The 24,364-nt window shown below is 69.9% G+C and carries 20 protein-coding genes; 1 reads left to right on the top strand and 19 read right to left on the bottom strand.

Annotated features, from left to right (window positions below; all coding sequences use genetic code 11):
* Positions 1-11: 11 nt before the first annotated feature.
* The 3 genes from EDF34_RS01600 to EDF34_RS01610 are packed head-to-tail and all read right to left on the bottom strand — an operon-like array spanning position 12 to position 2,143.
* Positions 12-452 carry a type II 3-dehydroquinate dehydratase gene (locus tag EDF34_RS01600; protein WP_123370604.1) on the bottom strand — a complete coding sequence of 147 codons (441 nt, stop codon included), beginning with the start codon at positions 450-452 and terminating at the stop codon, positions 12-14.
* Between the two features lie 18 nt (positions 453-470).
* The gene (gene aroB, locus EDF34_RS01605; protein ID WP_123369630.1) at positions 471-1,583 is read right to left on the bottom strand and encodes a 3-dehydroquinate synthase; all 1,113 of its coding nucleotides are present in this window, start codon (positions 1,581-1,583) and stop codon (positions 471-473) included.
* The gene (locus EDF34_RS01610; protein ID WP_123369631.1) at positions 1,580-2,143 is read right to left on the bottom strand and encodes a shikimate kinase; all 564 of its coding nucleotides are present in this window, start codon (positions 2,141-2,143) and stop codon (positions 1,580-1,582) included. Before EDF34_RS01610 ends, aroB begins: the two co-directional genes overlap by 4 nt.
* A gap of 173 nt (positions 2,144-2,316) precedes the next feature.
* On the opposite strand from EDF34_RS01610, the gene EDF34_RS01615 reads away from it, so the two are divergent.
* Positions 2,317-5,847 (top strand): fibronectin type III domain-containing protein, encoded by a 3,531-nt coding sequence (locus tag EDF34_RS01615; RefSeq protein WP_148076552.1) that lies wholly within the window; start codon positions 2,317-2,319, stop codon positions 5,845-5,847.
* A gap of 61 nt (positions 5,848-5,908) precedes the next feature.
* Here the strand turns inward: EDF34_RS01615 and aroC are convergent, their stop codons facing one another.
* From aroC to alaS, 16 genes are all read right to left on the bottom strand, one after another.
* Complete coding sequence (gene aroC, locus EDF34_RS01620) at positions 5,909-7,099, bottom strand: chorismate synthase (protein WP_123369633.1); 1,191 nt, start codon at positions 7,097-7,099, stop codon at positions 5,909-5,911.
* A 108-nt stretch (positions 7,100-7,207) separates the two neighbouring features.
* A complete protein-coding gene (locus EDF34_RS01625; RefSeq protein ID WP_148076553.1) occupies positions 7,208-8,041 on the bottom strand; it encodes a hypothetical protein in 834 nt (277 codons plus the stop codon).
* Complete coding sequence (locus tag EDF34_RS01630; protein ID WP_123369635.1) at positions 8,041-8,754, bottom strand: PilN domain-containing protein; 714 nt, start codon at positions 8,752-8,754, stop codon at positions 8,041-8,043. Before EDF34_RS01630 ends, EDF34_RS01625 begins: the two co-directional genes overlap by 1 nt.
* The gene (gene pilM / locus EDF34_RS01635) at positions 8,751-9,815 is read right to left on the bottom strand and encodes a type IV pilus assembly protein PilM (protein WP_123369636.1); all 1,065 of its coding nucleotides are present in this window, start codon (positions 9,813-9,815) and stop codon (positions 8,751-8,753) included. The genes EDF34_RS01630 and pilM overlap by 4 nt, the downstream gene beginning before the upstream one ends.
* A gap of 124 nt (positions 9,816-9,939) precedes the next feature.
* Entirely contained in the window at positions 9,940-10,722 is a 783-nt protein-coding gene (locus tag EDF34_RS01640) for an A24 family peptidase (protein WP_123369637.1), read from the bottom strand.
* Positions 10,719-12,548, bottom strand: coding sequence for a hypothetical protein (locus tag EDF34_RS01645; RefSeq protein ID WP_123369638.1), 1,830 nt, complete (start codon positions 12,546-12,548; stop codon positions 10,719-10,721). Before EDF34_RS01645 ends, EDF34_RS01640 begins: the two co-directional genes overlap by 4 nt.
* Entirely contained in the window at positions 12,539-13,162 is a 624-nt protein-coding gene (locus EDF34_RS01650) for a PilW family protein (RefSeq protein WP_123369639.1), read from the bottom strand. Before EDF34_RS01650 ends, EDF34_RS01645 begins: the two co-directional genes overlap by 10 nt.
* 77 nt (positions 13,163-13,239) lie before the next feature.
* Positions 13,240-13,683 (bottom strand): hypothetical protein, encoded by a 444-nt coding sequence (locus tag EDF34_RS01655; RefSeq protein ID WP_123369640.1) that lies wholly within the window; start codon positions 13,681-13,683, stop codon positions 13,240-13,242.
* 80 nt (positions 13,684-13,763) lie between these two features.
* Complete coding sequence (locus EDF34_RS18000; protein WP_370450015.1) at positions 13,764-14,222, bottom strand: prepilin-type N-terminal cleavage/methylation domain-containing protein; 459 nt, start codon at positions 14,220-14,222, stop codon at positions 13,764-13,766.
* A 178-nt stretch (positions 14,223-14,400) separates the two neighbouring features.
* Complete coding sequence (locus tag EDF34_RS01665; RefSeq protein ID WP_123369642.1) at positions 14,401-15,633, bottom strand: type II secretion system F family protein; 1,233 nt, start codon at positions 15,631-15,633, stop codon at positions 14,401-14,403.
* Entirely contained in the window at positions 15,633-17,213 is a 1,581-nt protein-coding gene (locus EDF34_RS01670; RefSeq protein ID WP_305038119.1) for a type IV pilus twitching motility protein PilT, read from the bottom strand. The genes EDF34_RS01665 and EDF34_RS01670 overlap by 1 nt, the downstream gene beginning before the upstream one ends.
* A 106-nt stretch (positions 17,214-17,319) precedes the next feature.
* Positions 17,320-18,993: a GspE/PulE family protein gene (locus EDF34_RS01675; protein ID WP_123369644.1), complete on the bottom strand. Its 1,674-nt coding sequence runs from the start codon at positions 18,991-18,993 to the stop codon at positions 17,320-17,322.
* Positions 18,994-19,084: 91 nt separating this feature from the next.
* Positions 19,085-19,924: a shikimate dehydrogenase gene (locus tag EDF34_RS01680; protein ID WP_123369645.1), complete on the bottom strand. Its 840-nt coding sequence runs from the start codon at positions 19,922-19,924 to the stop codon at positions 19,085-19,087.
* Entirely contained in the window at positions 19,921-21,120 is a 1,200-nt protein-coding gene (gene mltG / locus EDF34_RS01685) for an endolytic transglycosylase MltG (RefSeq protein ID WP_123369646.1), read from the bottom strand. The genes EDF34_RS01680 and mltG overlap by 4 nt, the downstream gene beginning before the upstream one ends.
* A gap of 7 nt (positions 21,121-21,127) precedes the next feature.
* Complete coding sequence (gene ruvX, locus EDF34_RS01690) at positions 21,128-21,637, bottom strand: Holliday junction resolvase RuvX (protein ID WP_370450016.1); 510 nt, start codon at positions 21,635-21,637, stop codon at positions 21,128-21,130.
* 37 nt (positions 21,638-21,674) lie between these two features.
* Complete coding sequence (alaS, locus tag EDF34_RS01695) at positions 21,675-24,350, bottom strand: alanine--tRNA ligase (protein ID WP_123370605.1); 2,676 nt, start codon at positions 24,348-24,350, stop codon at positions 21,675-21,677.
* Positions 24,351-24,364: the final 14 nt, after the last annotated feature.

Consider the following 24,364-nt stretch of genomic DNA (forward strand, 5'->3'; position numbering starts at 1 on the left):
GCCAACAGTGTTCAGGACTTGTGCGTCAGTGACGCGAGGGCCAGCCGGTAGGAGTCCAGGCCGAAACCGGCGATCGTCCCCGTCGCCACCGGGCCGATGACCGACAGGTGACGGAACGACTCCCGGGCGTACGGGTTGGTGATGTGCACCTCGACGAGCCGCAGGCCCGACTTCGTCACCTGCGCCGCGGCGTCGCGCAGCGCGTAGGAGTAGTGCGTGAACGCGGCCGGGTTCAGGACGACGTCGACGCGCGAGTCGACGGCCTCGTGCAGCCAGCCGACGAGCTCGGACTCGTCGTCGGTCTGGCGGACCTCGGCCTCGACGCCCAGCTCGTCGGCCCAGGCCTCGACCGCGGACACGAGATCCGCGTGCGACGCCGAGCCGTAGACCTCGGGCTCACGGGAGCCGAGCCGTCCGAGGTTGGGGCCGTTGAGCACCAGCGCGCGCGTCATGGCCGTCACGATAGGCCCCTAGAGCGCGATCGCCGTGGACGTCTCGTCGCGGCTGATTTCCGCGTACGCCGCGATCAGCAGCGTCGGGTCCGGTCCCTCGAGCCGCACGGGCTTGCCGATGTCCTCGAGCACCACGAACCGCAGCAGGTCGCCGCGCGTCTTCTTGTCGCGGCGCATCGCGGTCAGCAGCCGCTCCCACCGGTCGCTCCGGTACGTCACGGGCAGCCCGAGCGAGGTGAGGATCGAGCGGTGCCGGTCGACGACCTCGTCGGGCAGCCGCCCCGCCAGCCGCGCGAGCTCGGCCACGTAGACCATGCCCACGGAGACCGCCGCGCCGTGCCGCCACTGGTAGCGCTCGACGTTCTCGATCGCGTGCGCGAAGGTGTGGCCGTAGTTGAGGATCTCGCGCAGGCCCGCCTCCTTGAGGTCCTCCCCCACGACGCGCGCCTTGACCGCGACGGCCCGCTCGACGAGCTCCGCGAGCACGGGTGACGTCGAGGCCGCGACGGGGTCCGTGAGGACCTCCACGTTCGCCTCGACGAGCTCGAGGATCCGCGGGTCGGCGATGAACCCGCACTTGACGACCTCGGCCAGGCCCGCGACGAAGTCGTGCTTCGGCATCGAGGCGAGAGCGGCCAGGTCGCACAGGACGCCCGCCGGCGGGTGGAACGCCCCGACGAGGTTCTTGCCCTCGGCCGTGTTGATCCCGGTCTTGCCGCCGACGGCCGCGTCGACCATCGCCAGCAGCGTCGTCGGGACCTGCACGACCTTGATCCCCCGCAGCCACGTCGCCGCGACGAACCCGCCGAGGTCGGTCGTCGCGCCGCCCCCGACCGCCACGACCGCGTCGCTGCGCGTGAAGTCCGCCTGGCCGAGCACTCCCCACAGGAACGCGGCCACCTGCGCGGTCTTGGCCTCCTCGGCGTCCGGCACCTCGGCGCCGAAGGCCTCGTACCCGGCCTTCCTCAGGTCGTCGATGACCGTGTCGGCCGTCGTCGCCAGGGCCGCGGGGTGCACGACCAGCACACGCTTCGCCTCCGGCCCGATCATCGACGGCAGCTCGCCGAGCAGGTGGTGCCCGATGAGCACGTCGTAGGGCTGGGCGCCGTCCACGGTGACCGTCGTCGTCATGCCTCGTCCTCCACGGCTGCCTGCCGCAGCGCGGCCAGCTCGGTCTCGATGTGCTCGGCCACGTCGGCCGGGCGCAGGTGGTCGGTCAGGATCGTGAGCGTGGCGAGGCGCTCGTAGATAGGCCTTCTGGCTTCCATCAGTGCCTGCCACTGTGCGCGCGGGTTGCCGAGCAGGAGCGGGCGGGCCTGGTTGAACCCGACGCGGGGTGCCGCGTGGGTGAGGGTGACGTCGAGGAAGACCACGACACCGCCGTGCTCTGCGTAGGTAGCCAGGGCGGCCTGGGTGCGCTCGTCGAGGATCGCGCCGCCGCCGAGGGCCAGGACGCCGTCGTGCTCGTCGATCGCCCTGGCGACCGCCGCGTGCTCGAGCCCGCGGAAGTGCGGCTCGCCGTCGTCGACGAAGATCTCGGCGATGGGCTTGCCCGCAACGGTCTCGACGTCGGTGTCGGTGTCGCGGATGCCGAGCTGCCAGCGCTCGGCCAGCGCGGCCGCGACCGTGGACTTGCCGGCACCCGGTGGGCCGACGAGGACGATGCGGGGGGCGGTGGTCGGCTCTGGCACGGATCGAGGTTAGTGCCGACCGGCGTCTCGGCCTGCCATCGCCCGCGGATCGGTCGTCGCACCAACAGCCAGGGCCGATCGGGTGAACGGTGACGTCTGCTTCGTCCGTTGCTCAGGCCACCTGCCTCGGATGCCGAGAACCGAGGGAGCCGAACACTGTCTGAGGAGATCCCGTGTCGTTGCGCAGTCGCCTTGTTGCCGTCGCTGTGACCGTTGCCCTCGCGGGCACGCCCGTGCTGGTCGGATCGCCGGCGTCCGCCGTACCCCCGGTGATCGCCTCGATCGACGCCGCTGCGACCAAGACCGGCGAGACCGGTGACCTGGTCCTCGCGTGGCACCAGGTGACCGGCGCGACGACCTACCGCGTCGAGATCGCCGACGCCCCCTCGTTCAGCCCCGCGAACATCCTCGTCACCCAGACCACGGCCGCGCTGCGCTGGGTCCCGACCACACCGCTGTGGGGCACGACCGGTGAGCGTGACCTGTACTGGCGGGTCGTCCCCGACGGCGTCGGGGCGAACTCCGCGGACGCGACCGTCAACGCGTTCTTCCGTGGCGCGGCGCCGGTGCCGACGATCACCAGCCCGACGGCAGCGCAGGTCGTGAGCTACCCGCAGCCGGTCACGTTCCGTTGGGCCGCAGCGCGGGGAGCCAGCAGCTACACGGTGACCTACGGTCTGGACGGGAGCGCGACGCCGACCGTCGTGACCGGACTCCTCGGGACGAGCTACACCCCCGCTGCCGCACTGCCGAACGGCAGCTACACCGTGAGCGTGCGGGCGTCGTTCCCCACACCCACCTATGCCGGCGAGTACAGCGGCGGGACGTCCGACTCCCAGACGTTCAGCGTCGCCTGGAGCGACTCGGCCCCGACACTGACCTCCCCCGCCGACCACACGGTGGCCAACGACCTCGAGTTCACCTGGGCCCCGGTCACCGGGGCGGCGAAGTACCTCGTCGAGATCGCGCGCGACGACAGCTTCACGGCGGACAACATGGTGCTCACGAGCGAGGTCCCCGGGACGACGTTCATCCCGACGAACGTCCTGCCGAGCACGACGTACTTCTGGCGCGTGAGCGCCTACACCGTCAACGGTGAGAGCAGCGGCACCTCGGCACCGTGGCAGGTCCGCAAGATCATGAGCGACGACGACGAGTCCGTCCCTCCCGCGGACTCGACGACATTCACCCCGAGCTTCACCAACATCGGCACGTCCTCGGCGAACGCCACGGTCCTGGACTACGACTCGTTCAAGCTCACGTGGACCCCGGTCCCCCGCGCCACGTACTACCACGTCGTGGTCAACCGCAACGGCCAGAACCCGATCTCGTGCAACACCGCCTCGACCGAGGCGACGATCGTCGCCTCGGCCACCGCGACCGGGAACAACACGACCGCGCTCTCCGGGTCCTCGGACTGCTTGTGGAACACCAACCAGGCGATGCGGATCCAGCCGAACAACGACGTGTACATCGCCACCGTCCAGGCCGTGAACATGTCGGCATCGAGCGCCAAGGCGTTCGGCTCGTCGGACCCCGACGACGCCGACGTCGTCCCCACCGCCGAGTCGGCACCGCACTACTTCCGCATCGCGCCCGGCACCGCGACCGAGACCGTCGATGCCGTCGTGGTGAACCCGATCCCGGCGAGCACGACCGAGGTCGCACCGACCCTCTCGTGGCAGCCGGTCAGTGGCGCCGACGCCTACATCGTCACGTTCTACGCCGACACCGCGCGCTCCTCCAAGATCGGCGAGATCCGCACGACGACGCCGCTGGTGAGGCCGACCGGAGTCTTCGTCCGCAACCTGACGACGACCGATTCCTACGTCGCCGTCGTCCGCGCGGCCACCGGTTCGACCTCGTCCTCCGGGCCCTCGTCCTGGTTGTACCTGACGGACGTCGGCGAGGGTGTGATCTCGTGGCGTCGCACCGGCGACACCCCGCCCGCGGGAACCGTCGACTACCGGGGCGGTACCGCGGTCCTGCAGATGACCCCGACCGCGAAGACCGCGCTGAGCGGCGCGAACCGTGGGTACGCCGTCAACATCTACCCGCAGGGCTCCGACACCAAGGTCGCCGCTCCGCTCAAGGTCGACCAGCCGAGCACGGTCGCCGCGTCGAAGTTCACGACGTCGGCGTCGACCTTCAAGGCCACCTCGCTCCCGGCCGGAAACTACACGTTCACCTGGTCGGTGCTCGACCCGTCGGGCAACGCCGGCGAGGAGTCGCCGAAGGTGCCCTTCTCCGTCGGACGCTCGAGCGCGACGTCGCTGACCTCCGTCGTCGACGGCAACGGCACGGCGGCCACCCTGACGTGGCTCAACGGCGACGCAGCGCGCAAGTACTCCGTGTCGTTCGGCAAGGAGGGTGCGACGCCCACCAAGTACGCCGTCACGACGCGCGGCATCACGGTCCAGAACCTCACGCCGGGTATCACCTACGCCTGGTCGGTCACGTCGGAGGACAAGGACGGGAACGTCTCCACGGCGTCACCGACGGCGACCTTCTCGATCGCTCAGCGTGTCGTGACCCTGGCGAGCGACACGCTGACAGCCGTGCCCGCGCGGACGGCCACCATCTCGTGGTCCCCGGTCACCGGCGCATCCCGGTACCTCGTCCGGGTGGCGGAGACGACCAAGGGCCTGACGAGCGCCACTGCGGTCGAGACGACGTCGCTCAGCTACGTGCCGACGGTCGCCCTCAAGTACGGGACGCCGTACGCCTTCGACGTGCGCGCCGTGCCCGAGACGCTGCTGAAGTCGTCGACCCGGCCCGTCATCGCGGCGACGCCCACACTGGGACAGCTGACCGTGGTCACCGCGCCGGGCGCTCCGATCTCGATCGGCACGTCGGTCGTCGCCCAGACCATCTCGGTCTCCTGGACGGCCCCGACCGGAGCGGCCCAGGGCAGCGCCGAGACGCCCGGGCACACCGTGCGCTACCGCATCGTCCGGACTGACGGGCTCGAGAACGCCTGGACGACGGTCGTCGTGGGATCTGCGGTCACGCGCAAGCTGTCCGGCCTCAAGGCAGGCACGAGCTACGAGATCCAGGTGGCCGCCGGGAACTCGCAGGGCCAGGGTCCGTGGAGTCGCTCCGTGACGGCGAAGACGGCCGACACGACCCCGAAGGCACCGAAGCTGACGTCCCTGAGCCGGGGCGACCGCACCGCGCTCGCCCGCTGGTCGGCTCCGACGGACGGCGGTTCGCGGCCGATCACCGGGTACCTGCTGCAGAAGCGGTCGTACGCCTCCGGCAAGTGGTCCGGCTGGACGTCGGCGGGCTCCGCCGTCGCGACATCACGCTCGCTCACCGTGACGAGCCTCGTCAACGGCCTCAAGTACGAGGTCCGCGTCTCCGCGAAGTCGGCGGCCGGTGCCGGTGCCTGGTCCACCGGAGCTCTGGTCACCCCCGCAGGCAAGCCCAAGGCTCCGACGTCGGTCAAGGTCAGCGCCGCCAAGTCGAAGACGAAGGTGAGCTGGGCCAAGGCCGTCTCCAACGGTTCTTCCATCACGTCGTACAAGGTTCAGTCCTCGACCAACGGCACGAAGTGGACGACGATCAAGACGGTCAAGTCCACGGCGACGAGCTATACGTGGACCAAGGCGAAGAAGGGCAAGAAGTACTACTTCCGTGTCCTGGCGACCAACGCCCTAGGGACGTCGACTCCTAGCGCCAAGGTGAAGGTCGTCGCGAAGTAGCGACGCACGAGGAAAGGGGCCGGCCCAGGCAGGGTCGGCCCCTTTCTTGTGCGTGCGTGCGTCAGCGCTGGAGCTCCGGGATCGCGTCGACGTAGGCGGCCAGGTTGCGTCGCACCTCGTCGAGCGAGTCTCCCCCGGTCTTCTCGAGCAGGACCTCGGCGAGGACGAGCGCCACCATCGCCTCGGCGACGACCGCGGCAGGAGGGACCGCGCAGACGTCGGAACGCTGGTGCTGCGCGCGCGCTGCCTCTCCGCTCGCAGTGTCGACCGTCGCCAGCGCACGGGGGACGGTCGAGATCGGCTTCATCGCCGCGCGGACTCGCAGGACCTCGCCGTTGGACATGCCTCCTTCGACGCCCCCCGCCCGGTTCGTCGCACGCTCGATCCGGCCGTCGGCCGCTCTCGTCATCTCGTCGTGGGCGGCGGATCCACGCCGCGTGGCCGTGCGGAACCCGTCTCCGACCTCCACGCCCTTGATCGCCTGGATGCCCATCAGCGCAGACGCGAGCCGCGCGTCGAGGCGACGGTCTGCGTGGACGTACGACCCCAGTCCGGACGGCACGCCGTAGGCGAGCACCTCGACGACTCCCCCGAGCGTGTCGCCGTCCTTGTGGCACTCGTCGATCTCGGCGACCATTGCGGCCGACGTCTCGGCGTGGAAGCAGCGCACGGGGTCGGCGTCGAGGGCCGTCACGTCCGCCGCGGTCGGCAGGTCGGCGCGCTCTGGGACGGCGACGGGCCCGATGCCCACGACGTGCGAGACGAGCTCGATCCCCGCGGCCTGCCGCAGCAGGTGCGCCGCCACCGTCCCGAGGGCCACGCGGGTGGCCGTCTCGCGAGCCGACGCCCGCTCGAGCACCGGGCGGGCGTCGGCGAACCCGTACTTGCGCATGCCGACGAGGTCCGCGTGCCCGGGCCGCGGCCGGGTCAGTGGCGCGTTGCGCGCGCGCAGGAGGACGTCGGGGTCGTCGACCGGGTCGGCCGACATGACCTCGACCCACTTGGGCCACTCCGTGTTGCCGATCTCGATCGCGACGGGGCCACCTTGCGTAAGTCCGTGTCGCACGCCCGCCAGGAGGCGCACCTCGTCCTGCTCGAACTTCATCCGGGCGCCGCGCCCGTAGCCGAGGCGGCGGCGGGCCAAGGCGTCCTGCACAGCGGAGGTCGTCACCTCCACGCCGGCGGGAAGGCCCTCGATGATCCCGACGAGAGCGGGGCCGTGCGACTCACCCGATGTCAACCAACGAAGCATGTGCAGGATCTTCCCACGAGCGCGCGGAGCGTCCGCCTCGCGGTCCGCTCGATGGACGTGACGAGAGGGGCGGCTCCCGCACAGGAGCCACCCCTCTCGTCACAGCGTTCAGTTGCCGGGTTCCTTCTCGCCCTCCACGGGGACCAGCGGGTTCGCGTCGGCGTCGGGCTTCGGGAGCTTCGGGGCGTCCTCACCCTCCTCCGCGTCCTCGGCAGCGACGGCGGTGGCGTCGGGCAGGACCCACAGGTAGCCACCCACGAGGAGCTCGAGGTCGCCGACCTCGGTCGCGGGCACCCCACCGTTCGCCTCCGTCTTGTTCTGACCCGTGCCTGCGAAGGACTGGACCAGGAGGAGCCGCTTGGTGTGCTGCGCGCCGTCGAGGAAGGCGAGGACGTCCTCGTAGGTGCCCACGGCCGTGAAGGTGACCGGAATGGCCGAGAAGCCGGCGGGAGCCGTGGGCGCCTTCGGAGCCGTCGTCGCTCCGGGAGCTGCGCCGGCGCTGGCCGACGGGCTCGGGCTCGGCGCCGCACTCGGCTGCACCTCGGTCGAGGCCGCCTGCCCTGCTGCCGGGGCGGCAGCCGTCGCGTCGAACATGACGGCTTGGCCGGGCTGGGTCGTGACGTTGATGAGCGTCACCTCGTTCTTCTCGGCCACGGCGTCGAGCTGGAGGAGGTAGCTGCTCAGCTCGGCCGTCGTCGGGATCTGCTTCTGCAGCGTCTTGAGGTCAGCCTTGTACTCGTCCAGGTTCGCGAAGTCTGCCTTCAGCTTGTCGAGCTTGAGCTGGAGCGCGTCGTTGGCCACCACGGTGGTGGCCGTCTGGGCCCGGGTCTCGGCCGCCTGCGCCCGCACGGGTGCGACCAAGAGGAACCAGGTCATGGCGAGAAGCACGATCGCGAGGAACGCGGTCCCCGCGATCCACGTGTTCTTCTTGGCGCCCTGCATCACTTGCCTCCGTCGGTGTCGACGGGCTGGAACCGGTCGGAGAACGCTCCGGCCCGGACCTGCACGCTGCCGTCGATCTTGTAGTAGATGCCGAACTCGGGATCGGAGTCGACGACCGCCGCGGTCACCCACGCGTCACCCAGACCAGGGATCGAGTTGAGCTCGTCGATGAGAGCAGCCGTGTCGGGCAGTGAGAGCGAACGCCCGGTCAGCGTGATCTCACCGACCCGAGCACTCTGCAACACGTTTGCCGGTGCTGCGAGGGGCGTCATGGGCGTCGCACCGCTCATCGAGATGGTGTCGAGCGAGACTCCCTCCGGGAGCACGGCTGCGATCGCGTCGAGGTACGACTTCCACAGCACGTCCGTCGACATGGCGATCGTCCGGGTCGAGCTGGTGACGTCCAGCTGGTTCAGCACGCGCGGTACCTCCGCATACTTCGCCTGCTCGAGCGTGAGGCGTGCTGTCTCCGACTGGGCGTCCATGAGCTCGTCGTCGGCCGCCTGCGACTGGGCAACGTTCACGACGTAGAGCAGACCGCACAGCGCGAGCGTCACGACGAGAGCGATGACGAGCCATCGCTTGATGCTCCGGAGCCCACGGGCGGCCCGCACCTCCGGCGGCAGCAGGTTGACCTGCGGCAGGCCGACGACGATCGACGCCGACGGCTTGCCGGTCTTGGGCTTGGCGAGACGGTCGGTGAGGGCGGTCATGCTGCGACTCCGTACGCGAGGCCGACGGGAACGGCGATGAGGGACTCGAGGCCGTTGAGCCGCTCCCGGCCGGCGCCCTTGGCGGCGCGAAGGCCGGAGAGGGGGTCACCGAGCACCACGGAGAGACGGCTCGCGCTCGAGAGGTACTGGCCGAGGCCGGGCAGGTGCGACCCACCGCCCGTGAGGACGACGACGTCGATCCCGGCACCGGGGTTGTTGCCGGCGTAGTAGACGAACGTGTTGCGGATCGACTCGACGAGCGTCCGGGCGACCTCGGAGATCGCCTCGACCGCTGCCTCGCTGCCCTCCGGCGCCGCGTACCCCACACCGAGGCTCCGCTTGACCTGCTCGGCCTCGCCGGCGGAGATGCCCAGCGTGCTGGCAACTGCGCTCGTGACCTGGTGCCCGCCGGCAGGAAGGACGCGGACGAGGCGTGGGTGGCCGTGCGCGGCGACGACGACGGTCGTGATCTGCGCGCCGATGTCGACGAGCGCCACCGTGCAGCGGGCCAGGTCACCACGCGCCAGCGATCGCACGAGCGCGAAGGCGTTGAGGTCGACCATCGTGGGTCGGAGCCCGGCACCCTCGACGGCGAGGACGTTGGCGTTGACGGTGTCGCGCTGCGCGGCGACGAGCAGGCCGTGCATGGTCTTGCCCTGCGGGCCGTCCGCCTCGGACGTCGGCACGTAGTCGAGGAGCGCGTCGTCCACCGACATCGGGAGGAGCTCGCCGACCTGGTACGGGAGCGACTCGGTCAGCTGGGCCCGCGTCATCCACGGAAGGTCCGTCTCGCGCACCAGGACGCGCTGGTTCCCGACCCCGATCACGACATCCTTGGACGAGAACTTGGCCTGGCTCCACAGCTGCTTGAGCGCTCCGGCGACGGTCGCCTGCTGGACGACCTCGCCGTCACGCACGGCGCCGAGGGGCAGCGGCACCTCGCCGTAGTGCAGCAGCGTGGCGGGGTTCTTGCCGGCGGGTCCACCGCTCCCGAACTCGAGCTCGGCGGCACGCACTGCGCCGGCGCCGATGTCGAGTCCGATGACTCGTGTGCTTGCCACGAACGTCCTCCGGGTGAGCGAGAAGTGGGCGAAAAGGTCTACACCCACTCATCGGGCGGGGTCCCGCCGGACTTGAGCATCTGCGAGCGATGCCCCGCAGATATCTCGCGACCTCCGGAGCAGGTCAGAGCGCGCCGGAGTACCAGGTCCAGATGTCGTGGCCCACCAAGATCCCCACGGCGGCGCCGGCCAGCATCCACGGGCCGAACGGGACGCTGCTCTTGCGACCCGCACGCCCGGCGATCATGAGGCCGATGGAGAAGAGGCCACCGAGGAGGAACGCGGCGAAGGCCCCGGTCACCAGCGCCGCCCACCCGAACCAGCCGAGGTAGAGGCCGAGCACGCCGGCGAGCTTGACGTCCCCGAAGCCCATCCCGCCCGGGTAGATCAGGATCAGGGCGAAGTAGAAGGCGTAGAGCGCGCCGCAGCCGATCAGAGCGCGGACCATGGCGCCCCAGTCGCTCGCACCGCCCGGGTTCCAGCTGGCGAGGGCGAGAAGCGCGGCGGCGACCAGGTACGACGGCAGCACGATCGCGTTGGGCAGCCGCTTGGTGTCGAGGTCGATCAGGGTGAGGGCCACCCCGATCGCGACGAGGTACAGCGCGGCCGGCAGCACCCAGGCGACACCCGTGAACCAGGCCGCGCCGGCGAAGAGCAGACCGGTGGCCGCCTCCACGAGCGGGTAGCGGGCGGAGATCGGCTCGCCGCAGTCGCGGCACCGGCCCCGAAGGATCAGCCACGACAGAACCGGGACGTTGTCGCGCGGGCGGATCTCGTGGCCGCAGCGCGGGCACGCGCTCGGCGGAGAGACGACCGACTCGCCGCGCGGGACACGCCAGACAACGACGTTGAGGAACGACCCGACGGCGAGGCCGAGCAGCCCCACGAGGGCGACGAGCAGGATCACGGCAGCCGCAGCGCCTGGTTGTCCATGCGGAAGCGCTCGCTCACCACGAACGCACGTCCTGCAGCGCCCCCACCCGAGGTCGCCGCGGAGTAGTTGAGCTTGAACGGGGTCGAGAGCAGCACGTTGCAACCATAGAGCTGACCGGTGAGCGTCAGGGGCGGGCTCGCGTAGGCCGTGTTGTTGATCTGGCCCGGCGTGTAGACCATCACCTGAGCGTTCGGGCCCTGGCTGAAGTTCGGCGTGTTGAAGGTAAATCCGGCACCCGACGGACTGGACGAGCAGGACGCCTTGCCCGCCGGCCACGGCTCGATGATGTACAGGCTGTGCTTGTTGCCGTCGCCCGACTCGACCCGGAAGGTCGTCTTCATGGTCGCTCCCGAGGAGAAGATCACCGCGTCGGCGTAGAGCTTGATGGTCAGTCCCCCACCGAGACCGACAGACGACGTCCCGCACCCACCCGAGCCCGTGGGCTGCTGAAGGTCGTAGATCGTCGGCGTCGTGATCACCAGCGGTCCGGTGAAGTTGGACGAGCCACTGACCCACGCCTGGTCGCACGAGTCCGCGAGGTACGGACCGGTCTTCAGCGCATCGAGGTCGTTGCGCCACTTGCGCATGAACCAGCCGCTCCAGCGCGCGTCGGTCTTGGTGATCTTCGGGAAGTCCAGCTTGGGGTCACCGGGCGGGAAGTAGACCGTCATGTCAGGGGCCGGCGGCGCCGTGAGGGAGGCGTCGGGGATCGTCTTGGACCCGGCCGTGACGTTCGCGGAGCTGAAGCCCCCCGTGAGGGCACCCTTGATGCGGACCGAGCCGGGCGTGGTGACGGTCACGCTCGAATTGGCAGCCACGCCGCCCGCCACGTAGACGTTGCCGACCCACGACTGCGGGTTCGACATCGACAGCTTGCCGCCGATCCAGATGTTCCCCTTGAGGTTGCATGCGGACGCGATGCTGACGTTGCCCACCACGTAGAGGTCCCCGAGCAACGTCGCGCCGGACGTCGGGCAGTCGAAGTTGCCGCCGACCCACATCTTGCCGAAGACCTTGCAGGTGCTGTTCCACTTGACGTTGCCGGCGACGATGACGTCGCCGTGCACGATGCCGTTCGCGGGGCACTCGAGGTTCCCCTTGGTGACGAAGTTCCCGCCGACCTCGCAGGTCGTGTTGAGGGTCGACGTCTCCGAGAGCGCGGAGTTCACGTAGATCCCGCCCTGGGTGTTCATGGCCGACGAGCACGTGAAGTGGTCGGTGAGGATGTCGGCGTCCGTACCGATCACCTTCAGATCGGTGCTCACGCCTGTCTGGACCTCGCCGAAGATCGCCGAGTTGAACTCGGGCGACGTGGGACGCTGCACGACGGTGAACTGCGCCACCATCGTCTTGACGTCACCCGAGCTGTTGCCCGCCCCCGGTGATCCGGTGTGACCGGTCGAGATCACACGGAAGGGCGTGGGAGTGCCACCGGGAGGAGCAGCCATCGGGCAGCCGTTGGTCCACGACGACTCGAGTGCAGGGTCCGACGACGCGCCGACGAGCTTCTGCACCTGCGCCTTCCAGGCCGGACTGGGGCTGGACCCCGTCCCCCCGGACCAGCACGTGCCGCTCGCGACGAGCGCAGCTGCGGTCTCGATCCCTGCCTCGGCCGACGACTTGGCGCTGACCGACGAGCGCGAGGCCGTCGTCTGACCGATCGCGAACACGACCGTCCCAACGAGGGTCGCCATGACGATCGCGAGCACGGCGGCGATGCCGATGACTGCGATGAGGCTGCTGCCGTCATCGCCGCGCGGGCTCCGCAGCGTCCTCGTGACACGGCTCGCTACACGCATGCCACTCCTCCAGAGACTTCGCCGTCGAGCTGCAGCTGACGGCGCGGGACGATCGTCGACGACAGGCCGACGGGCACCTTCGAGGTGCCTTCTTGGAAGTTCAGGGCGACAGTGATGCTGCCCGGGTACCACGCCTCGGTGTCCGGGTCGGGGTCCAGGGCCAGGAAGGGCAGGCCGCCGCTCGCCTTCGTGGTGACGCCGCTCGCGACGACCGGCCACGACGACGGGCTCAGTGCCGTGGGGGGCGTGCCCGAGGCCTGCGCGGGCCGCACGAGCTTGTGCAGCTTCTTGCTCGGGTCGAGGTACCAGCCGACGCACCGCCAGGTCGTGACCGCGGCCACGGCGCCCTGGTTCGCGCGCGTCTTGAGCACGAGCACGTCGCCGCGACCCGTGGCCGGGTCCACACCCATGGCAGCCGGGGTGCGGACGTCCGTCTCCACAGCGAGCCGGACCGAGGCCTGCAGGTCGTCGAACGCGACCTTGGCGCTGTTCGACGTGTGGGAGGTGTCCGTCACCGAGACCTGCGTCTGCATCGTCTTGACGAAGAGGGAACCGATGATGGCCAGGAGCAGCACCGAGATCGCACTGGCGACGATGAGCTCGACCAGGGACATTCCAGTATCGGGACGAGACGCGTCGGTCGCGGCGTGGAACCGGCGCCTCAGGCGGGCGCTCAGGGGCAGTCGGGTGCTCACTGGAGGCCCAGCGCGATCTTCGTGGTGCTCGTCGCAAGCACCTTCGTGACGTCGCCGGCCTCGACGATCTTGACCGTGTAGGACACGATCGGAGACGCGGTGGACGTGACGCAGTTGATCGGGGCCGCTGTCGTCGTCACGATCATCTTCATCGGAAGACCTCGGCCGTCCTTGCGGTTCGCGGGCGCGGCGGCCGAGGCGAGCGCGTCCCACTTGGGGCAGGCCTTGACCGAGTCGAGGCCGGCGACGGTTGCGTGCGCGGTGTCGACCTGCTCCGAGGCCCACTGCGTGGCGGACTCGATCGCCGAGTTCCGAGCCGAGGCGTTCACCGCGGAGATCAGCAGCCCGATGGTCGCCATCAGGAGGATCGCGAACAGCATCAGCGACACCATCACCTCGACCATGCCGAAGCCGTCGTCGTCCGTGCGTGGATCGGTCACCGTGCGCCTCCCTCCCGTGGATACGTCGGTGTGGGGCGCCACCAAGGTGACGCCCCACACCGTCAAGCCCTACCTGCAGATCACGCGCAGGTGGTCGAGCCCGTGTAGACCTTGCCGGTCAGGTCGGTCGAGAAGCCGTCCTCGACCTTGCCGCCCTCGGCGGTGGCGCCGATGCACAGGCTGTCGTCGTCGAACGCACCGGCGACGACGATCGTGACGCCCGGGCTCGCGGTGAAGGTCTCGGCCTCGGCCGTGCCCGCGCCACCAGCAGCGGTGAAGGTGTAGTCGGGGGCGGTGCCGCCGAGCGTGACGCCGGTCGCGTCCGGGTGCTCCGTCAGCGTCGAGGCCACGATGACACGGGCGTTCGCGAGGTCGTTCTTCGCGGCCGAGTCCTTGGCCTTCTTCTGCTGGTCGAGGTACACCGGGATCGCGATGGCCGCGAGGATGCCGATGATGATGATGACGACGAGGAGCTCGACAAGGGTGAAGCCCTTGTCGTTGATGTCCTTCTCGTTCATGGCCTTGCGAACACGAGCCATCATGATGGTGGTACTCCCGTTTCTGCGGAGGGACGTTATGGGGATTTCAGTTCCGGTGCCGGCCCGGGGGCCGGATCAGGTGGTGCAACCTGTTCATCGGCCCGCCCTGTCGGGGCCTTGAGCGTTGTGCGCAGCAATCTCCACGTTCACCCGAACGGACGCAATAGACGACTGTGCGTCAGCCGATCAGGTTGAAGATGTTGAAGATCGGCAGGTACAGCGCGACGATCATTCCGCCCACGATCACGCCGATGAACAGGATCATGATCGGCTCGATGAGGCTGGTGAGCTGCTCGGTGGTCGCCTCGACCTCTTGGTCGTAGAACTCCGAGATCTTCTCGAGCATCGTCTCGAGCGCTCCCGAGTCCTCACCCACGGCGATCATCTGCGTCACCATCGCAGGGAAGACGTCGTGCTTCGTCAACGGCCCTGAGAGCGACTCACCTCGGCGAACGGAGTCCTGGACGTCCTTGATCGCCGCCTCGATGACCCAGTTGCCGGACACCTGCCCGACGATGTCGAGCGCCTGGAGCAAAGGGACGCCGGAACCCATCATCGTGCCGAAATTACGGGAGAAACGGGCAATGGCGATCTTCCGGAACAAGTTGCCGAAAACCGGCACCTTGAGCTTCCACGGATCGAGCCTGCGGCGGACCCCGTCGTCGTTCTTGTGCTTGCGCCACCAGGACGCGAAGACGATTCCGGCGACGATCAGGAGAGGTGCCAGCCATTTCATGATGCTCGAGAGCCAGACCAGGATGAGCGTCGGGAGCGGAAGCGTGCCGCCCAGACCCTCGAACATGTTCTTGAACACCGGGACGATGAAGATCAGCATCACCGCGACCGCGAGAATGGCGATGCAGAAGACGACGACGGGATAGGCCATCGCCGACTTGATCTTCCCGCGGAGCTTGACCTCGGCCTCGTAGTTGTCGGCGACGGACTCCAGCGCCTTCTCGAGGAAGCCTCCGACCTCGCCCGCGCGGATGATGTTGATCATCAGCGGAGGGAAGGTCTCCTTGTGCTTGGCCAACGCCGCCGAGAGGGCTCCGCCGACCTCGATGTCTCCACGGACCTGCCCGAGGACCTTCGCGAGCGGCTTGCTCTCGGTCTGCTCCGCGAGGATCGACAGCGTCCGCAGCAGCGACAGGCCGGCGGAGATCATCGTCGCCATCTGCCGCGACATCACGGCGAGGTCCTTCAGACCGACCTTCTCGCCCAGTCCGCCGAAGGTGATCTCCTTCTGCAGCCCGGAGTTCGTCACCTCGGAGATCGAGACGGCCGCGAGGCCCATCTCCTTGAGCCGGTTCGCGACCGCCGCCTGGTTGGGCGCGTCGACGCGACCCTTGACGATCTTGCCTGCACGGTCCCGGACGGCGTACTCGTAGGTCTTGCTATCAGCGGTCGCCATCACAGACCTGCCATCGGGTCGTTGTAGCTGGCTCCCTGCGGGCCGCCGGAGAACCGGCCCGTCAGGCGGTTGAAGTCCTCGGCGTGGTGGCACTTCTCGAGGCCGACCTCGTAGGAGATCTTCCCGGACTTGACCATGTCCGCCAGCTGCTGGTCCATCGTGTGCATGCCCTGCTTGGCGCCGGCCTGCATCGCGGAGTAGATCTGGTGGGTCTTGCCCTCACGGATGAGGTTGCGGATGGCGGGCGTCGCGATCATGACCTCGGTCGCGACCGCGCGGCCCGTGCCGTCGGCCTTCTTGCACAGCGTCTGGCAGACGACGCCCTGGATCGCGCCGGCGAGCTGCGTGCGCACCTGCGCCTGCTGGTGCGAGGGGAACACGTCGATCACACGGTCGATCGTCTGCGCGGCGTCCTGGGTGTGCAGGGTCGCGAAGACGAGGTGGCCGGTCTCGGCGGCGGTCAGGGCGACCGAGATCGTCTCCAGGTCACGCATCTCACCGACGAGGATGATGTCGGGGTCCTGGCGCAGGACGTGCTTGAGGGCGTTCGCGAACGAGTGCGTGTCCTGGCCGACCTCGCGCTGGTTGATCAGCGACTTCTTGTGGCGGTGGAGGAACTCGATCGGGTCCTCGACCGTCATGATGTGGTCCTCGCGCGTGCGGTTCGCGAGGTCGATGATCGAGGCCAGGGTGGTCGACTTGCCCGAGCCCGTCGGGCCCGTGACGAGGACGAGACCGCGCGGCATGCCGGCGAAGTTGCCGACGACCGCGGGGACGCCCAGGTCCTCGAGCGGCTTGATCTCGTACGGGATCACACGGAACGCGGCGCCGACCGACTCACGCTGCTGGTAGATGTTCACGCGGAACCGGGCGAGCCCGCGGACCGCGTAGGAGAAGTCGAGCTCGAGGTTCGTCTCGAACGTCTCCCGCTGCTTCTGGGTGAGGATCGAGTAGAGCGTGCGGCGCAGCGGCTCCGGCGCGAGCGTGGCGTAGCCCTCGAGCGGCTTGAGCGCACCCGAGATGCGGACCGTGGGGACCGCGCCCGAGGTGAGGTGGACGTCGGAGGCGCCCTTGGCGACCATCTCGGTCAGCACCTGGTCGATGGGGAGGGTCTCCTCCGCCGCGTCCGAGCCCATCCGACCGGCCCGGTCACGGCCCTGCGCCCGCGCGGGGGGCGCTGGAGGGGCCGCGGGCGCGCTCGCCTGGGCGGGCACGCTGGGTGCGGCGGGCGCTGCCTGCGCGGGGGCGACGGGAGCCGGCGAGAACACTCGCGTCGCCGCCCCGGGAGCCGTCGCGTACGCGGGCGGCGCCGAGGGGCCGTCCGGGGTGAACGACGTCGTGGTCGAGATCCGCGCCGGAGCGGGACCGCTGAACGCCGGGACGGGCGGCTGGGGCGCCACGGCCTGGGGCGGCTGGTACGTCTCGCGCACCGCCGCGACCGAGCTCTGCGACGGGATCGGCGAGAACGTCACCTGACCCGGCAGCGACGGCGGGGCGGACCCGGCCTGCGGGCCGGCCGGACGGTAGGGCGGCAGGGGCCGCGTCGGCTCCCCGCCGGCAGGCTGGATCGGCTCGCTCACATCAATCCCCTTCGTCCCGCACGGGCGCGCAGTCTTGTCGGTGCTGTATCGGCCTGTCCGGCCGCCGTCTTGAGGGCATCTGTCCCGGTGAGAGGACCGAGGCCCGTCAGGCGACGACGCGCAGGATCTCCTCGATCGACGTCTGCCCGAGCGCGACCTTGTGCCAGCCGTCGTCGCGGAGCGCGATCATGCCCTCCTTGAGGGCCGTCGACTGGATGTCCGCGCTCGACGCGTGCGCCACGGCGAGCCGCTCGATGTTCTCGCCGACGGTCATCACCTCGTGCAGGGCGAGGCGCCCGCGGTACCCGGTGTTCGAGCACGTCGGGCAGCCACCCGGCCGGTAGATCTCGGGGACGGGCTCCCCCGGCATCCACGGGAAGCGAGCTGCGAGCATCTCCTGCTCGGACGGCTGGTAGGGCACCTTGCACTTGCCGCACAGCCGGCGCGCCAGACGCTGGGCGACGACGCAGTCGAGCGCAGAGCCGACGAGGAACGGCTCGATCCCCATCTCCGTCAGACGCGTGACGGCCGACGGCGCGTCGTTGGTGTGCAGCGTGGACAGCACGAGGTGACCGGTGAGGGCGGCCTCGATCGCGATCTGTGCCGTCTCGTGGTCACGGATCTCACCGAGCAGGACCACGTCCGGGTCGGACCGCAGGATCGAGCGCAGGGCGCCCGCGAACGTGAGCCCGGCCTTCGGGTTGACCTGCACCTGGTTGATGCCCGGGAGCCGGTACTCCACCGGGTCCTCGACCGTGATGACGTTGATCTCGGGCTTGGAGACCGCGTTGAGGGTCGCGTACAGCGTCGTCGACTTGCCCGACCCGGTCGGGCCGGTCACCAGGATCATCCCGTAGGGCTTGGTGTACGCGCCCTTGTAGGTCTCGTAGTTGTGGTCGAGGAACGACAGGTCGCGCAGGTCGAGGCTCGCCGTCGAGTTGTCCAGGATTCGCATGACGATCTTCTCGCCCCACACCGTGGGGAGCGTCGCGACGCGGAGGTCGATCTTGCGCCCGTTGTGCGTGACGGACATGCGGCCGTCCTGCGGCTTGCGCTTCTCGGCGATGTCGATGTCGCTCATGATCTTCACGCGGCTGATGACGCCGCCCTGGATCTGCTTGGGAGCCCGCTGGGTCTCGTGCAGCACGCCGTCGATGCGGTAGCGCACCCGCAGGTCGTGCTCGGCCGGCTCGATGTGGATGTCGGACGCACGGTCCGTGATCGCCTGGGTCACCAGCAGGTTGACGAAGCGGACGATGGGCGCGTCGTCGTCGGCGATGTCCCCGATGGACGACAGGTCCTGCTGGGCCTCGTTCGCGACCTCCTCGAACGCCGAGGAGAGGTTCTCCATCTCGTCGTCGGCGCGCACGTAGCGGTCGATCGCGCGCAGCAGGTTGTCGTGCGTCGCGATGACGGAGACGATCTGCCGGCCCGACACGGACCGCATGTCGTCGACGGCCATGACGTTGCCCGGGTCGGCGGTAGCGAGGACCAGCGACGACCCCTCGAGCGCGATCGGCAGCACCGTGTACTTGCGGCACAGCCCACCGGGGACGAGCGCCACCGCGGTGCGGTCGATCGGGAACTCGTCGAGGTCGACGTACTGCATCCCGACCTGCGCGGCGAGCGCCTGGACGAGCTGCCCCTCGGACAGCACGCCGATCTCGACCAGGGTGCGCCCGAGCGAGGCACCGCTGGTCATCGTCTCGTCCAGCGCGGCCAAGAGCTGCGCCTCGGAGACGAGGCCTTCCTCGAGCAGGATCTCTCCCAGCTGCTTCACGCGGCGCCCCTCCCGGCACGGTGCGCGGAAGCACACCTCTGCCCGGGTCATCGGCAGCGGTGCCGGGAGACCTGAGCAGTTCGGGCGGAAATCAGTGGGTGAGTTGGGACTCCAGCGCCGCGTCCATCGCCTCGACCGGACCGGCGTGCCCCGTCATCAGCCGCACCTGCTCGGCGGCCTGGTGCAGCAGCATGCGCTCCCCGCCGACCGCCACTCCCCCGCCCGCGGCCCACGCGGACTGCAGCGCGGTGGGGCGCGGGTCGTAGGCGACGTCGAGCAGGACGCCCGGGCCGACGACGAGAGACTCGGCGAGCGCGTCCGCGGCGTGCGGGGGCAGCGTCGAGACGACGACCGACGCGCGGCCGATCTCGGCGGCGGCGCGTTCCAGCCCGCGGAACTCCGGGGTGACGCCCATGCGGTGCGCCGCGCGCATGAGCCCGCCCGCGCGCTGCATGGAGCGGACGTAGACGACGGGTGCCGGGCAGCCGAGCTCGCCGAGAGCCGCCAAGGTCGAGGCTGCGGTCGCGCCGGCGCCGATGACAGCCGCGGACGTGACCGGGCCCGTGAGCCCCTCGCGCAAGGCGGTGACCAGGCCGTACACGTCGGTGTTCGCTCCGACGAGCGTGCGCGCCGCACCAGCTCCCGAGATCAGCACCGTGTTCACGGCGCCGACCACCGAGGCCAGCGGCTCGACGTGGTCCAGCAGCGGGAGCACGACCTGCTTGTGCGGCATCGTCAGGGACAGGCCGGCCCATGAGTCGTCGAGGGACGCGACGAACGACGGAAGGTCGTCAGCGAGGACGTCGACCGCCTCGTACGACCAGTGGTCGAGCCCGAGGGCGGCGTAGGCGGCGCGGTGCAGGGTGGGCGACAGGGAGTGCGCGACGGGGTGGCCGAGGACGGCCGCCCGCCGCAGCGACGGACCGGTCATTTCCCGTTGGCGGTGATCCAGGCATTGAGCTCCGCCTGTGCCGCGTCCTGCTCCGCCTGCGTGTGCGAGAAGACGGTCTCCCCAGTCTCGGGGTTGACGGTGCACCAGTACATCCAGGTTCCGTCGGCCGGCTTGAGCACAGCCTCGATCGAGGCCTCGCCCGGTGACGCGATCGGCGTCGGAGGCAGACCGGGAAGCGCCCGCGTGTTGTACGGGTTGCTCTTGTCCTGCAGCTCCTTGGTGGTCAGTTCGGTGCCGCTGATCCCCGCGCCGTAAGCGACTGCCGCGTCGATCCCCAGCATCCACCCCTGGTCCAGCCGGTTCTCGATGACGCGCGCCATCTTCGGCCGGTCCTCGTCCAGCTTCCCCTCACGCTCGACCAGGGAGGCCTTGTTCAGCACCGTCTCCCAGTCGTCCTTCGCGACCTTCTTGTCCTTGAGGACCTCGACGGTCTTCGCGGTCATCATCTTCAGCACGTCCGCGGCCGACGCGTCCGGCTGCACGTCGTACGTGGCGGGGAACAGCCATCCCTCGGCGTTGCCGTCCGCCTGCGACGGCAGGCCGATGGCCTTGGAGTCCTTCAGCGCCGCGTTGAGCTCCTTCGTGGGGATCAGCGTCTTCTCGTTGATCCGCGCCACGATCTGGTCCTTGGTGAGCCCCTCGGGGATCGTCACCCGGAAGGACGACTTGCTCGCGGGGTTGAGCAGCGCGTCGACCGCGTCGGACGCCTTCATCTCCTGCAGCAGGCTGTACGTGCCCGGCTGGATCGAGGCGGCACCCGAGTTCGCGGCGAACGCGGCGCTGAACGCCTGCGCCGAGGCGACGACGCCGGCGTCGGCAAGAGCCGCACCCATGTCAGCCCCGGTGTCGCCGGCGTTGATCGTCACGGTGGCCTCGCCGAAGCCGGGGCCGGGGAAGTCCTTGGTGGTGGCGGTCTTGTTCGTGCCGTCGCCGTCGAACATCCCGCCCAGCAGCGAGACGACGACGTAGCCGGCGCCCACGACGAGCAGCAGCGCGACGATGACGATGACGATGCTGCGGTTCCGACGCTGCTTGCGCTGGCGCGCCTCGCGCTGCCGACCTCCGCTCCGGGAGCGACGGGGCGGCTGCGCGGACGTGGGGTCGCCACCGAAGAGGTCGGCGCTCTGGCCGTTGCCCTCCACCGGTGCCCACCACTCGGTCTGGCTGTTGCTCACGTGTGTGTCACTCCACCGTCGTCCCGTGACCCGCAGCCCCCGACGCGTCGTCTTCCCCCGCGGCGCGCTCGACGACGACCGGTTCTCCCGGGCGCCGCCCCATCGCGCGCTCTGCGTCCAACGCGTACTGCAGGATGACCACCGCGGCCGCCTGATCGACGACCTGCCGGTGGCGGCGCCCGGATCGGCCGGACGCCTGCAGCGCCTGATGGGCGGACACCGTGCTCATCCGCTCATCGACCAAACGCACCGAGATCGGGGCGATGGCCTGCGCCAACCCCACAGCGTACGCGCGTGCGGCCTCCGATGAGGCCCCTTCGGCACCTGACAAGTGTCGTGGCAGCCCGACGTACACACACTTCGCACCTCGTTCGTGCACCTCACGCACGATCTGCGCGAGATCCTTGGACAGCTGCCCAGGTTTCGGCTTCCGCGTGTCGCGCGCGAGCGTCTCGACCGGCGTGGCGATCATCCCGTCCGGGTCGCTGGCCGCGAGGCCGACGCGGACGGTGCCCACGTCCACCCCGAGCCGGGCGCCACGTTCGACCGACACGTCAGCCGCGGACCGACGTCAGGACCGCCTCGAGGGCCTCGCCGACCTTGCTCACGTCGGTGCCGCCGCCCTGCGCCAGGTCGTCCTTGCCGCCGCCACCGCCGCCGAGCACACCCGATGCGAGCTTGACGAGCGCGCCGGCGCGGATGCCGGCGGTGCGTGCGGCCGCGTTCGTCGCGACCACGACCACGGGACGCCCCTTGGCTGCGCCGGCGATCGCGACGACCGCGGGCTCGGCCTCGCCGAGGCGCGACCGGACGTCGAGCACGAGCGTGCGGATGTCGTCGCCCGACACCTCGCCGAGGTCCGCCGTGACGACACGGGTCGACCCCACGAGCGTGGCGCCGGCGGCGACCTTGCCCGCACCGGCCAGGATCTGGGCCTGGCGCAGCGCGCCGAGCTCCTTCTCCGACTCCTTGAGCCGGGTCAGCAGCGAGGAGACGCGCTCGGCGAGCTCGTCGGGCCGCGCGCCGAGCAGGCCGGAGATCTGCCCGACGAGGGCGCGCTCCTTGGCCTGGTACCCGTACGCACCCGCGCCGACGAGGGCGTCGACGCGACGCACCCCGGAGCCGATCGCCGACTCCGACAGCAGCGTGACCAGGCCGAGCTCGCCCGAGCGGCGCACGTGCGTGCCCGCGCAGAGCTCGAGCGACCAGTCGCCGCCGATGGACACGACGCGCACCTCGTTGCCGTACTTCTCGCCGAACAGGGCCATCGCGCCCTTGGCGCGCGCCTCGTCGATGTTCATCGTCTGGTCGGTGACCTCGAGGTCGTCCTGCAGGCGCTCGTTGACGCGGGCCTCGATCTCCGCGACCACTTCGTGCGGGGTCGCCGAGGGCGAGCGGAAGTCGAACCGCAGCCGGCTCGGGGCGTTGAGCGAGCCCGCCTGCGTGGCCGTCTCCCCCAGCGACTCGTGCAGCGCCTTGTGGACCAGGTGGGTCGCGGTGTGCGCGCGGGCGATCGCCTGGCGTCGGGCCGTGTCGATGCGCGCGACGCCGCGGTCGCCGTGCGTGACCGTGCCGTCGACGAGCCGGCCGTGGTGCACCGACAGCCCCTTGACCGGCGCCTGCACGTCGTCGACCTCGATGCGCGCACCGGACTCGAGCACGATCGTGCCCGTGTCGGCCTGCTGGCCGCCCGCCTCGGCGTAGAACGGCGTGACGTCGAGGATGACCTCGACGTCCGCCGGGGCGGTCGCCGCGGGGGCGGGCACGCCGTCGACGAGCAGCCCGACGACCTGCGAGGTCGCCTCGACGTCGGTGTAACCGATGAACTGCACCGGCTTGCCGTTCGTCGCGCTGAGCTCCTTGTGCAGGTCCTGGTAGGCGCCGGTGTCGGCCCGGCCCGCCCGCTTGGACATCGCGTCGGCCCGCGCGCGGTCCCGCTGCGCCTGCATGAGCGTGCGGAACGCCTCGCGGTCGACGTCGACGCCCTGCTCGGCCGCCATCTCGAGCGTGAGGTCGATCGGGAAGCCGTAGGTGTCGTGCAGCTGGAACGCGTCGGCACCCGAGAGCGTCCCCGAGGCGGTCTTCGCCGACGCGACGGCCGTGTCGAGGATCGTCGTGCCGGCGACGAGGGTGCGACGGAACGCGTCCTCCTCGGCGTAGGCGACCTGGCTGATCCGCTCGAAGTTCGTGGCCAGCTCCGGGTACGACGGGCTCATCGCGTCCCGGCTCAGCGGCAGCAGCGTCGGGAGCGCGTGGCCCTCGACGCCGAGCAGGCGCATCGCCCGGATGGACCGGCGCAGCAGGCGGCGCAGGACGTAGCCGCGACCCTCGTTGGACGGCGTGACGCCGTCACCCATGAGCATGAGCGCGGAACGGACGTGGTCGGCCACGACGCGCATCCGCACGTCGTCGTCCTGGTCGGCCCCGTACACCCGGCCGGACAGCTCCTGCGCCCCGAGGATGACGGGGAAGACCTCGTCGATCTCGTACATGTTGTTGACGCCCTGCAGGAGGAACGCGACGCGCTCCAGGCCCATGCCGGTGTCGATGTTGCGCTGCTTGAGGGGACCCGTGACGCGGAAGTCCTCCTTGCTGCGCACCTGGTCCAGCGCGTACTGCATGAAGACGAGGTTCCAGATCTCGACGTAGCGGTCCTCGTCGACGACCGGGCCGCCGTCGAGCCCGAACTCCGGCCCGCGGTCGACGTAGATCTCCGAGCAGGGGCCGCCCGGGCCCGCGCTGCCCGTGTGCCAGTAGTTGTCCTTCTTGCCGCGCCGCTGGATGCGCTCGTCGGGCAGGCCCGCGATCTTCATCCAGAGCTCGCGCGCCTCGTCGTCGTCCTCGTAGACCGTGACCCAGATCGTCTCGGGGTCGAAGCCGTACCCACCCTTGTCCTGGGGCGTCGTGATGAGCTCCCAGGCGAAGGTGATCGCGCCTTCCTTGAAGTAGTCACCGAACGAGAAGTTGCCGTTCATCTGGAAGAACGTGCCGTGGCGGGTCGTCTTGCCGACCTCCTCGATGTCGAGGGTGCGCACGCACTTCTGCACGCTGGTCGCGCGGTCCCACGGCGGGGTCTGCTCGCCGAGCATGTACGGGATGAACGGCACCATGCCGGCGATGACGAACAGCGTCGACGGGTCGGGCGAGATCAGCGGGGCCGAGGGCACCACGGTGTGACCGCGGCTCTCGAAGTAGTCGAGCCAACGCTGGCGGATCTCGGCGGTGCGCATGATGTCCTTCTTCA

Source organism: Cellulomonas sp. PhB150 (assembly GCF_003755175.1).
GTDB lineage: Bacteria > Actinomycetota > Actinomycetes > Actinomycetales > Cellulomonadaceae > Cellulomonas.